A 12,380-nucleotide genomic window follows, 5' to 3' on the forward strand; every position below is an offset into this window, starting at 1 on the left:
CGCGGGTCCGCGCTATCGTCGAACGCGCGCAGGCCGACGGCATTCGCGTGGCGGCCCGCGGCACCATCGCGGCGGGCCGCCACGCGGATGCCGTCGGCCTGCGCAGCGAGCTCGGCGATCCGGTCGCGGTCGGGGCTGCGCTCAAGCAGGTCGCGACGGCGCGCGTCGCGGCAGGGCGCCCGCTGCGATTCGGCGTGGTCCACCGCTATTCAAGCCACAACTATATGCTGCGCTACTGGCTCGCCGGCGTTGGCATCCGTCCCGACACCGATGTCGAGATCGCCGTCACCAGCCCGCCCTTCGCCGCTGACGCGCTGGCGGCGGGCGAGGTTGACGGCATCTGCGTCGGCGAGCCGTGGAACTCGATCGCGGTCGATCGCGGCGTCGGCCGCATCGCGCTCGCCACGGCGCAGATCTGGCGGCGCGGGGTCGAGAAGGTGCTCGCGTTGCGCGGCGACGTCGCCGACGATCGGCGCGATGCCGTGCTCCGCCTGATCCGCGCGCTCCATGCCGCCGCGGCGCATTTCGTGCGTCCCGAGACCGCCGAGCAGAGCGCCGACATCCTCGCCGGCGCGGCCTATCTCGATGCCTCGCGTGACGCGATCCTGCGCGCGATCACCGATCGCATCCGCCTCGTTCCCGGCGGCGCGCCGGTCCATTATCCCGACTTCATGTTCCAGTATCGCGAGGCCGCCAATTTCCCGTGGCGCAGCCAGGCGGCGTGGCTTTATTCGCAGATGGCGCGGTGGGACGGTCTTTCCTACTCCGACGCCGATGCGGCGACCGCGGCAAGCACCTTCCGTCCCGACCTCTACCGCGCGGCGCTGGCGGGATCGGGCGCGCCGTTGCCCGGTGCCAGCTCGAAGCTCGAGGGCGGGCTGGACGAGCCGATCGGGGCCGGCTCGGTACAGGGCCGCCTCGTCCTCGGCGCCGACCGTTTCTTCGATCGCCGGGCCTTCGACCCTGAGGACATCCCCGGCTATCTCGCCGCCCTGCCGTAATGCGGCGCACCTAAAAATATTGCACGTGCGAAGAAAACGCTTGCCGGGCCCGCATGAATCGGGCAGCTTTTCCATACTCGGCAAGGACGCCGGGGCAGAATCGAGCGGCTAGGCTTCCAACGGAGGGAGCGGCACCGCGAACGGGCCGGGGCGTAAGCCCCATCAACCGAAACAGGCAACGAAGCCGCCGGAACGCGCTGTCAATGGCCGCCGTTCCGGCGGCTTTTTTCTTGTCCATCGCACGGGGACAGAAGATGGCAACCACATTCCTGGGCGCGAATGCGCCCGCAAAGTCGGATTTCTGGTCGAGCGGGCACAAGCCCACGCTGATCGCCGCATTCCTCTATTTCGACCTCGCCTTCATGGTCTGGGTGATCCTCGGTCCGCTCGCCCCCGAGATCGCCACGACGCTCGCACTCACCCCGGCGCAAAAGGGGCTGATGGTCGCGGTGCCCACGCTCGCCGGGGCGATTCTGCGCGTCGTCAACGGCCTGCTGGTCGACCGCATCGGGCCCAAGCGCTCGGGCACGATCAGTCAGGTGATCGTCATCGTCGGCCTGTCCACCGCCTGGGTGGCCGGCGTCACGAGTTTCGCCGGAACGCTTGCGCTCGGCGTCATCCTGGGCTTCGCCGGGGCAAGCTTCGCGATCGCGCTGCCCCTCGCCAGCCGCTGGTATCCGCCCGAGCATCAGGGCAAGGCGATGGGCCTTGCCGGCATGGGCAATTCGGGCACCGTGCTCGCCGCGCTGTTCGCCCCGGCGCTCGCCAAGCTGTTCGGCTGGAACGCGGTACTGGGCCTCGCCTGCATCCCGCTGACCCTCGTCCTGATCGCCTATGTCGTGATGGCCAAGGACGCGCCGGGCCGCCCGCCGGCCAAGTCGCTGACCGACTATTTCGAGCCGCTCAAGGTGGCCGACGCCTGGTGGCTGATGGGCTTTTACGCCGTCACGTTCGGCGGATTCGTCGGCCTCGCCGCCAGCCTGCCGATCTATTTCACCGACCGCTTCGACCTCACCACCATCCAGGCGGGCTATGCAACGGCAGGCTGCGTCTTCGCCGGATCGCTGATCCGCCCGCTCGGCGGCGCGCTCGCCGACGCGATCGGCGGGGTGAAGGCGCTCACCGCGGTGTTCATCTTCGCCGCCTTCGCATTGGTCGGCGTCAGCATGGCCGAGAATTTCGCGACCGCGTTGCTGCTGTTCGTCCTCGCGATGCTCGCGCTCGGAACCGGCAACGGCTCGGTGTTCCAGCTCGTGCCGCAGCGTTTCGCGGCCGAGATCGGGGTGATGACCGGGCTGGTCGGCATGGCCGGCGGCGTCGGCGGTTTCTACCTCGCCTCCTCGCTCGGGCTCGTCAAGCAGTGGACCGGCAGCTTCTCGGGCGGCTTCCTGATCTTCGCTGGCCTCGCAGTGATGGCGCTGGCCGGCCTCCTGCTGGTCAAGGGCAAGTGGCGCGCGACTTGGGGCGCGGCCGAGGGCGTGCGCATCTGATGCGCGCCGCGTTCCTCCTCGCCGGGCTGGCGGCGGCAGTGCCCGCCGCCGCCCAGACCGCCACGCCCATTGCCGAGGCCCGGCTGCGTTACGAACAAGTGGACCAGAATGGCCTGCCGCTCGATGCCGACGCGCTCACCCTCCGCGTCCGCGCCGGGGTGCAGGCGAGCCACGGTCCGCTCACCGCATTGGTCGAGGCGCAGGGCAACCTCGCCATCGCGGGCGACTATGATGACGGTCTCCACGGCGCCGTGACCCGCCCGCTGATCGCCGACCCGCAGAATGTCGCGATCAGTCGCGCTCAGCTCGGCCTCAAGCTGCCGTTCGCCACGCTCACGGCGGGCCGTCAGCGCATCCTGCTCGACGACGAGCGTTTCGTCGGCGGCGTCGGTTTCCGCCAGAACGGCCAGAGCTTCGACGCCGTCCGCGCCGAAGTGACGCCGCTCAAGGGGCTCAAGGCCGACCTGACCTATGCCTGGGCCGTACGCACCATCTGGGGGATCGACGGGACCGGCGCCCGCCAGCGCGCGGTGAGCGGCGACAACATCTTCGCCAATCTCTCCTACGCCACGCCGATCGGCGCCCTCACCGGCTTCGCTTACTGGGTCGATCAGGACGAGGCCGCGGTGCAGGGCTTCCGCCTCTCCAGCAAGACCTTCGGCGTGCGCCTCGCCGGCGCCCGCCCGATCGGCAAGGCCAAGCTCGCCTGGCAACTCAGCCACGCCCGCCAGTCGGACATGGGCCGCAACCCCAACGACTATGCCGCCGATTACTGGCTCGCCGACCTGTCGCTCGACCTCAACGGCCCGAAGCTCGGCGCAGGCTATGAGATCCTCGGCGCCAGCAGCGGCGCAGCGCTCACCAGCTTCCAGACCCCGCTCGGCACCAACTTCAAATTCCAGGGCTGGGCGGACAAGTATCTCACCACCCCGCCCGACGGCGTGCGTGACCTCTATGTCAGCGCCGGCTGGGGCTGGCAGTCGATCGGCCCGGCCAGGGGCGTGACCTTCCAGGCCGCCTGGCACCGCTACGAGAGCGACCGCCTGACCCGCCACTATGGCGACGAGCTCAACCTCCTCGCCTCGGCGAAGTTCGGCAAGACCACCGCCTCGGTCCGCTTCGCAGACTACGAGGCGGACCGCTTCGCGGCCGACACAAGCAAATTCTGGCTGCAACTGGATTGGACGATCTGATGGAATTGCAACGCATCGCGGCCGCAAAGGACGATACGCGCGAGCATCTTGTGGTGATCGGCAACGGCATGGCCGGCTGCCGCGCGGTCGAGGAGATCCTCGCTCGTGACCCGACGCGCTACCGCGTCACCATCTTCGGCGCCGAGCCGCGCGTGAACTACAACCGCATCATGCTCTCTCCCGTGCTCGCGGGCGAGAAGGCGTTCGACGACATCGTCATCAACACGCCCGAATGGTATGTCGAGAACGGCATCGACCTGATCGCCGGTGACCCCGTGATCGGCATCGACCGCGCGGCGAAGACCGTGACCTCGCGCGGCGGCATCTCGACCAGCTACGACAAGCTGCTGATCGCCACCGGCTCCGATCCGTTCATCATCCCGGTGCCGGGCAAGGATCTGCCCGGCGTGATCAGCTTCCGCGACATGGACGATGTCGACACGATGCTCGCCGCCGCCAACAAGGGCGGCAGCGCGGTGGTGATCGGGGGCGGCCTGCTTGGCCTCGAGGCCGCGCACGGCCTCTCCCTGCGCGGGATGAAGGTCACCGTCCTCCACCTCATGCCCACCCTGATGGAGCGCCAGCTCGATGAAGCCGCGGGCTGGCTGCTCAAACAGGCGCTCGAGGCGCGCGGCCAGACGGTCATCACCGGCGCCGACACCGCCGCGATCCTCGGCGAGAACCATGTCGAGGGCGTTCGCCTCAAGGACGGCACCGAAATTCCCGCCGACCTCGTCGTGATGGCCGTCGGCATCCGCCCCTCCACCACCCTTGCGCGCGACGCGGGGCTCGAGGTCGGGCGCGGGATCAAGGTCGACGACCATATGGTCACGTCCGACCCCGACGTGCTCGCGGTCGGCGAGTGCGTCGAGCATGACGGCAACGTCTATGGCCTTGTCGCGCCGCTGTGGGACATGTGCCGCGCGCTCGCCGATCATCTCACAGAAAGTCCAACCGGCTATCGCGGATCGGTCACCTCGACCAAGCTCAAGGTCGCCGGGCTCGACGTCTTCTCCGCGGGCGATTTCTCGGGCGGCGAAGGCTGCGAGGACATTGTCCTGCGCGACGCCGCGCGCGGCGTGTACAAGCGCGTGATCGTCAAGGACGACAGGATCGTCGGCGCCGTCCTCTACGGCGATACCGCCGACGGCGGCTGGTATTTCGATCTGCTCAAGAAGCAGGAGGATGTGTCCGACCTGCGCGACTATCTGATCTTCGGCCAGGCCTTCGCCTCGGGAGGGGGCCAGGCGGACCCTAAGGCGGCCGTTGCGGCGCTTTCCGACAATGCGGAAATCTGCGGCTGCAACGGCGTCTCCAAGGGCCAGGTCGTCGCCTGCATCGCCGGCGGCGCGAACAGCCTCGACGCGGTGCGCGGCACCTGCAAGGCTTCGGCGAGCTGCGGCCAGTGCACGGGGCTGGTCGAGACCTTGCTCGCGCTGACGCTGGGCGACGAGGTCCAGGCCGGGCCGAAGACGATGTGCAAATGCACCAGCTTCACGCACGACGATGTCCGTCGCGAGATCGTCGCGCAGGAGCTCAAGGTCATCCCCCAGGTGATGCAGGCGCTCAACTGGTCGACGCCCGACGGCTGCTCGTCATGCCGCCCGGCGCTCAACTATTACCTGCTCTGCGCCTGGCCCGGCGAACATGTCGAGGACCCGCAGAGTCGCTTCGTCAACGAGCGGATGCACGCCAACATCCAGAAGGACGGCACCTATTCGGTCGTCCCGCGCATGTGGGGCGGCGTCACCACCCCGGACGAGTTGCGTGCGATCGCCGACGCCGCCGACAAATATGGCGCGCGCATGGTCAAGGTCACCGGCGGCCAGCGGCTCGATCTGTTCGGGATCAAGAAGGAAGACTTGCCCGCGATCTGGGGCGACCTCAACGCCGCGGGGATGGTCTCGGGCCATGCCTATGGCAAGGCGCTGCGCACGGTGAAGACCTGTGTCGGCTCCGAATGGTGCCGCTTCGGCACGCAGGATTCGACCGGGCTCGGCATCAAGACCGAGCAGATGACCTGGGGCTCGTGGATGCCCCACAAGTTCAAGATCGCGGTCAGCGGTTGCCCGCGCAACTGCGCCGAGGCGACGATCAAGGACTTCGGCGTGATCTGCGTCGATTCGGGCTACGAGCTGCACATCGGCGGAAACGGCGGTATCCACCTGCGCGGCACCGACCTCTTGTGCAAGGTCGCGACCGAGCAGGAAGCGCTCGATTACTGCGCCGCCTTCATCCAGCTCTATCGCGAGGAAGCGCGCTACCTCGACCGCACCGCGCCATGGGTCGAGCGCGTCGGGCTCGATTACATCAAGTCGCGCATCGTCGACGACGCCGAGGGCCGCGAGGCGCTCAAGGAACGCTTCCTCGAATCCCAGCGCCACCTCCAGAAGGACCCCTGGGCGGAGCGCGCCGCGGGCGCCGAGCGCGAACTTCACCAGCATATCGCGGAAATCCGGCCCTTCGCGGTCGTGGGAGCAGAATGATGGACGCCGAATGGCTCGATATCGGTCCCGTGGACCAGCTGCCCGCGATGGGCGCGCGCACCCTTCCGGTGCATGGCGGCGACGAGATCGCGATCTTCCGCACCGCGACCGGATCGGTCCATGCGCTGGTCAACAAATGCCCGCACAAGCAGGGACCGCTCAGCCAGGGCATCGTCCACGACACCTCGGTCGCCTGTCCGCTGCACAACTGGCGCATCTCGCTCGTCACCGGCAAGGCGCTGGGCGGCGACGAAGGCTGTGTCCCCGTGATCCCGGTCAAGATCGACGGCGGCCGCATCCTCATCGCCCGCGCCGAGGCGCTCGCGGGGGCGGCGTGAAGCTCACTTCTCAAATCCTTCCCCGGAGGGCAGCATTTTGGGCCCGGCGGCGTCATTGGAAGCGATCGGGGCTTTCGCGGGCTGAAACTTTACACTGGCTTTACACTATCGCGAGCGCCTGCGGAGTTGACGAAGTCGACAGACTCAACGGGTCCGCGCGGCGGATAAAACCGCGGTTCGAAGCGCGGCCGGGACATCGGCTCCGGCAGCCCAAGTGCAGCAGACGAATTCCAACATTGCAAGAGCAAGAAGGGGGCTTCCAATCCTCCCCTGAAAGGGAGGGGCTTAAGTGACCCCCATCCGCACCACCTGCGCCTATTGCGGCGTCGGCTGCGGCATTCGCGCGACCGTCACCGGCCCGCGCGAAGCGAAGATCGAGGGCGATCCCGACCACCCCGCCAACCGCGGCAGGCTCTGCTCCAAGGGCACCCATCTCGGCGAGACCGTCGGGCTGGAGGGCCGGCTGCTCCATCCGATGATCGGGATGAAGCGCGCGGGCTGGGACAAGGCGCTGAACCTGGTCGCGAAGCGCTTCCGCGACGCCGTCGCGCAGCACGGCCCCAACAGCGTCGCCTTCTATGTCTCGGGCCAGCTGCTTACCGAGGACTATTATGTCGCCAACAAGCTGATGAAGGGCTTCATCGGCTCGGCGAACATCGACACCAATTCGCGCCTCTGCATGTCGAGCGCGGTCGCCGCGCACGCCCGCGCGTTCGGCGAGGATGTCGTGCCCGCCAGCTATGACGACCTCGACGCCGCCGACCTGTTCGTGCTGGTGGGGTCGAACACCGCCTGGTGCCACCCGATCGTCTACCAGCGCATCCGCGCGCGCTGCGAGACGGGGGCGAAGCTCGTCGTGATCGACCCGCGACGCACCGAGACCGCCGAGGAAGCCGATCTCCACCTGCCGATCCGCCCAGGCAGCGACGTCGCGCTGATGAACGGCCTGCTTCACTATTGCCGCGAGGCGGGCGCGCTCGACCGGGACTATCTCGCCGCGCATGTCGCGGTGCCGGACGATTTCTGGGACAAGCTTGGAGAGGGAAGCGACCTGTGGTCGGTGGCGCGCGTCTGCGACGTGCCGCCGTCAGACCTCAGGCGTTTCTACGAATGGTTCGCCGCGACGCCCCGCACGATCACGCTGTTCAGCCAGGGGGTGAACCAGTCGATCAGCGGCACCGACCAGGGCAATGCGATCATCAACGTCCATCTCGCCACCGGCCGGATCGGCAAGCCCGGCGCGGCGCCCTTCTCGATCACCGGCCAGCCCAATGCGATGGGCGGGCGCGAGGTCGGCGGGCTCGCCTCGACCCTCGCCGCGCACATGGACTTCGCGCCCGAGAATCGCGAGCGCGTGCAGCGTTTCTGGGCGTCTCCGTCGATCGCCGAGAAGCCGGGCCTCAAGGCCGTCGACCTGTTCCGCGCGATCGACGAGGGACGGATCAAGGCTTTGTGGGTGATGGCGACCAACCCCGCCGTGTCGATGCCCGATGCCGGCCGCGTCCGCGAGGCGCTCGCCGCCTGTCCCTTCGTCGTGGTCAGCGACGTGATGGAGCGCACCGACACCGGCGAGTTCGCGCATGTCCGCCTCCCCGCCGCCGCCTGGGGCGAGAAGGACGGCACCGTCACCAACTCCGACCGCACGATCAGCCGCCAGCGCGCGCTGTTCCCGCTGCCGGGCGAAGCGAAACCCGACTGGTGGATCGTCAAGGAAGTCGCCCGGCGCATGGGCTGGAAAACGCCCTTCGCCTATGACCGCGCCGCCGAGATCTGGCGCGAGCATTGCCGCCTCTCGACCTACCAGAATGACGGCGCGCGCGTCTTCGCGCTGCCCAATGGCGGCGCAGGCGGCAACGCGGCGTACGAGACGATGGAACCGCAGCGCTGGGGCGGCACGCCCTTCGCCGACGGCCGCTATTCCACGCCCGACCGTCGGGCACGGCTGGTGCCGGTGGCGCAGCGCCCGCTCCAGGACGCGCTCGCCAACTGGCCGATGACGCTCAACACCGGGCGCTATCGCGACCAGTGGCACACGATGACGCGCACCGGCCTGTCGCCGAAACTGGCGCGCCACCGCGAGGAGCCTCTGGTCGAGATCCACCCAGACGACGCCGCTACGCTCGGCATCGCCGATGGCGGCCTCGCCCGCGTCGCCACGCCGCAGGGCGAAAGCATCTTCCGCGCGTCCGTCACCGAGGCACAGCGGCCGGGCGAGCTGTTCACGCCGATCCACTGGACCGATCGCACCTCGACCGGCGGCCGCACCGGCCTGCTCCCGCGCCCGCTCGCCGATCCGATCTCCGGCCAGCCGGGCTTCAAGCTGACCCCGGCGCGGATCGATCCGGTCTCGGCGGAATGGCGCGCCTTCCTGATTGTCACGGGCGATCTCCCTGCCCCGCCCAAATGCCTCTGGGCGACGCGCGTCGCGATCCCGGCCGGGACGCTGTGGGAGATGGCGGGCAATGGCGATGCCCTCCGGCTCGACAAGCTGCTGCCCGCGGGCGAGCGGATCGAGGCGACCGACCCGGCGCGCGGCACCCGCCGCGTCGCGATCCTGCGCGACGGCCGCCTCGCCGCCGCCCTGTTCGTCACCCGCACCGGCGAGCTGCCGCGACGCGACTGGCTGATCGCGCAGCTTTCCGCGCCGCAGGTCGCCCCGACCCTGCTCGCCGGCCGTGCGCCGGGCGCCCAGCCCGATCGCGGCGCGGTGATCTGCGTCTGCTTCGATATCGGCCTCAACACCATCGTCGCCGCGATCCGCGACCAGCAGCTGGCCGATGTCCCCGCGATCGGCACGGCGCTCCAAGCCGGCACCAATTGCGGATCGTGCCGCCCCGCGCTCGCCCGCATCCTCGCCGACACCAGACAGGAGGCCGTGAATGGCTGACGACTTCCCATCCGGCTCGGTCTGGCTCGTCGGCGCCGGCCCCGGCGATGTCGAGCTGCTCACGCTCAAGGCCGCCCGCCTGATCGCCGCGGCGGAGATCGTCTTCTACGACGCGCTGGTCGGCCCCGACATCCTCGCGCTCGCACCCGATGCCGAGCTGATTCCCGTCGGCAAGCGCGCGGGCCGCCACTCCAAGGACCAGGACGCGATCAACGGCCTGCTCGTCGAGGCGGCCTTGCTCGGCAAGCGCGTCGTGCGCCTCAAGGGTGGCGATCCGGCGATCTTCGCGCGCAGCGCCGAGGAGATGGAGGCCTGTGCCCGCGCCGGCATCCTTGCGCGCATCTGCCCCGGCATCACCACCGCCAGCGCCGCCGCGGCTTCGGCCGGGCTATCCCTGTCGCTGCGCGGCCTCGCCCGCCGCGTCCAGTTCGTGACGGCGCACGCCCGCGCCGGCGAGCCGCTCGATCTCGACTGGGCCGCGCTCGCCCATGCCGGCTCGACGCTTGCCTTCTACATGGGCCGCGGGGCCGCGCGCGAGATCAGCGAGAAGCTCACCGCGGCGGGTCTCCCCCGCTCGACCCCAGTCCTCGTTGTCTGCGACGTCAGCCTACCCACCGAACAGCATCTCTCCAGCCGGCTCGACCTCCTCCCGCTGGCGGTCAAGTCGATCGCCGGCAACCGCCCGACCCTGCTGCTGATCGGCGAGGCAGTGGCTCGCCCGGCCGCGGTCCGGCCAGCACGAGCACTCATCGCGTGACCCGCCCGCCGCGTATCCTCGGTGCGGTGCTCGCCGGCGGCGCCTCTCGCCGCTTCGGCAGCGACAAGGCGCTCGTGCCGTTGAACGGCGCCCCGATGCTCGACCACATCGTGACCGTCCTCGCATGCCAGGTCGAGGAGGTCGCAATCTGCGGCCGCAGCTGGGGCGAGTTCCGCGCCCTCCCCGATTCCACCGCCGAACGCATCGGCCCGCTCGCCGGTCTTGAGGCAGCGCTCCGCTACGCCGCAGCGAACGGGTTTGACGGAGTCCTGACCGCGCCGGTGGATGTCGTGCCCCTCCCGGACGATCTTCCCGAGCGCCTCGCCGGCTCACAGCCGAAGGTGTTCGAGCAGCAATGGCTCATTGGCTGGTGGCCCGCCGCGCTGCACGCTGCGCTCACCGCCTTCCTCGCCACCGGCGACCGCCGCTGGCGCGTCTGGATCGACCGTTGCGGCGCGACGCGGGTCGCCGAACCCCGCCCGCTACACAACATCAACACCCGCACCGACTGGACCGCGGCCCACGCCGCCTGACCTCTCCCGCTCTTCGATGAACCGCTATCGCCCAAGGCGATGACAACGGTTACAATGCCGGTGAATCGGCAGCCCGCGACAGACGATCGCCACGGCACGGGAGTCAGGACATGAAGGACGACGAGTTCGGCGTCACGCGGCGCGGCGTGCTGGTCGGCGGCAGCGCCTCGGTCGCGGTCGCGGCGGTTCCTGCAACGGAGGCGCGGGTCGCGGCGCCGCAAGCGGGACCCGCGATGACTCCCGTGACGATCACCGTCAACGGCGCGAAGCGCGAGCTCGCGCTCGATCCCCGCACCACCCTGCTCGACGCATTGCGCGAGCATCTTCGCCTCACCGGCACCAAGAAGGGCTGCGACCACGGCCAGTGCGGCGCCTGCACGGTGATCGTCGCGGGGCGGCGGATCAACTCGTGCCTGACGCTCGCCGTGATGCACGACGGCGACGAAGTGACGACGATCGAGGGCCTCGGCACGCCCGGCAAGCTCCATCCGATGCAGGCCGCCTTCGTCAAGCATGACGGCTATCAGTGCGGCTATTGCACGCCAGGCCAGATCTGCTCGGCGGTGGCGGTGCTCGACGAGATCCGCGCGGGGATCCCAAGCCACGTTTCGGCCGACCTCAACGCCCGCCCCCGCGCCACCAACGACGAGATGCGCGAGCGGATGAGCGGCAACATCTGCCGCTGCGGCGCCTATTCCAACATCCTCGACGCGATGACCGAAGTCGCGGGGAGGCGCGCATGAAACCCTTCACCTATGAGCGCGTGCACACCCCGGCGGAAGCCGCTGCCGCGGCCGTGCGCACCCAGGGCGCGCGGTTCATCGCCGGCGGCACCAACCTGCTCGACCTGATGAAGCTTCAGATCGAGGCGCCGACCCATCTGATCGACGTCAACCGCATCGGGCTCGACCGGATCGAGGCGACGTCCGACGGCGGGCTGCGCATCGGCGCGCTGGTGCGCAACACCGATCTCGCCGCCGACCGGCGCATCCGCAAGGACTATGGCGTTCTGTCGCGCGCCCTGCTCGCGGGCGCCTCGGGCCAGCTGCGCAACCGCGCGACCACCGCCGGCAATCTGCTCCAGCGTACGCGGTGCCCGTATTTCTACGACACCAATCAGGCCTGTAACAAGCGCAAGCCCGGCTCGGGCTGCGCCGCGATCGGCGGGTTCAGCCGCCAGCTCGGCGTGATCGGGACGAGCGAGGCATGCATCGCCACGCATCCCAGCGACATGGCCGTCGCGATGCGCGCGCTCGATGCGACGGTGGAGACGGTCAAGCCCGACGGTGCGACGCGCGCGATTCCGCTCGCCAACTTCCATGTGCTTCCGGGCGGCACGCCGCACGTCGAGACCGCGCTCGAAAGCGGGGAGCTGGTCACCGCGGTGACGCTGCCCGCACCGCTCGGCGGCGTGCATGTCTATCACAAGGTGCGCGACCGCGCTTCCTATGCCTTCGCGCTCGTCTCGATCGCGGCGGTCCTCCAGCGCGACGGCAGCGGCCGCATCGCGGTGGGCGGGATCGCGCCCAAGCCGTGGCGCGTCGAGGCGGTCGAGGCGGCGCTGCCGCGCGGGGCGAAGGCGGTGGCCGACCGGCTGCTCGCCGGAGCCCGCCCGACCAAGGACAATGCGTTCAAGCTGCCCCTCGTCGAGCGCACGCTCGGCGCGGTGCTGGCGCAGGCAAGGGGTTGATGGTC

General features: G+C 69.5%; 10 protein-coding genes. All 10 read left to right on the forward strand.

What is annotated here, in order from left to right; translation table 11 throughout:
- A partial coding sequence (locus ABDV68_RS02445) for an ABC transporter substrate-binding protein (protein WP_343518059.1) occupies positions 1-1,001 on the forward strand: 1,001 nt, incomplete at its 5' end.
- Between the two features lie 254 nt (positions 1,002-1,255).
- Positions 1,256-2,491 (forward strand): nitrate/nitrite transporter, encoded by a 1,236-nt coding sequence (locus tag ABDV68_RS02450; RefSeq protein WP_343518060.1) that lies wholly within the window; start codon positions 1,256-1,258, stop codon positions 2,489-2,491.
- Positions 2,491-3,684, forward strand: coding sequence for a hypothetical protein (locus tag ABDV68_RS02455; RefSeq protein WP_343518061.1), 1,194 nt, complete (start codon positions 2,491-2,493; stop codon positions 3,682-3,684). The genes ABDV68_RS02450 and ABDV68_RS02455 overlap by 1 nt, the downstream gene beginning before the upstream one ends.
- The gene (gene nirB / locus ABDV68_RS02460) at positions 3,684-6,170 is read left to right on the forward strand and encodes a nitrite reductase large subunit NirB (RefSeq protein ID WP_343518062.1); all 2,487 of its coding nucleotides are present in this window, start codon (positions 3,684-3,686) and stop codon (positions 6,168-6,170) included. Before ABDV68_RS02455 ends, nirB begins: the two co-directional genes overlap by 1 nt.
- Entirely contained in the window at positions 6,170-6,508 is a 339-nt protein-coding gene (nirD, locus tag ABDV68_RS02465) for a nitrite reductase small subunit NirD (protein ID WP_343518063.1), read from the forward strand. The genes nirB and nirD overlap by 1 nt, the downstream gene beginning before the upstream one ends.
- 289 nt (positions 6,509-6,797) lie before the next feature.
- Entirely contained in the window at positions 6,798-9,395 is a 2,598-nt protein-coding gene (locus ABDV68_RS02470; RefSeq protein ID WP_343518064.1) for a molybdopterin-dependent oxidoreductase, read from the forward strand.
- The gene (gene cobA / locus ABDV68_RS02475) at positions 9,388-10,152 is read left to right on the forward strand and encodes a uroporphyrinogen-III C-methyltransferase (RefSeq protein ID WP_343518065.1); all 765 of its coding nucleotides are present in this window, start codon (positions 9,388-9,390) and stop codon (positions 10,150-10,152) included. Before ABDV68_RS02470 ends, cobA begins: the two co-directional genes overlap by 8 nt.
- The gene (locus tag ABDV68_RS02480; protein WP_343518066.1) at positions 10,149-10,685 is read left to right on the forward strand and encodes a molybdenum cofactor guanylyltransferase; all 537 of its coding nucleotides are present in this window, start codon (positions 10,149-10,151) and stop codon (positions 10,683-10,685) included. The genes cobA and ABDV68_RS02480 overlap by 4 nt, the downstream gene beginning before the upstream one ends.
- Before the next feature lie 110 nt (positions 10,686-10,795).
- Positions 10,796-11,428, forward strand: a complete 633-nt coding sequence (paoA, locus tag ABDV68_RS02485) for an aldehyde dehydrogenase iron-sulfur subunit PaoA (protein WP_343518067.1) — start codon at positions 10,796-10,798, stop codon at positions 11,426-11,428.
- A complete protein-coding gene (locus ABDV68_RS02490) occupies positions 11,425-12,375 on the forward strand; it encodes a xanthine dehydrogenase family protein subunit M (protein WP_343518068.1) in 951 nt (316 codons plus the stop codon). Before paoA ends, ABDV68_RS02490 begins: the two co-directional genes overlap by 4 nt.
- The last annotated feature ends 5 nt before the right edge of the window (positions 12,376-12,380 follow it).

It is taken from the genome of Sphingomonas sp. (assembly GCF_039595165.1).
Lineage (GTDB): Bacteria > Pseudomonadota > Alphaproteobacteria > Sphingomonadales > Sphingomonadaceae > Sphingomonas.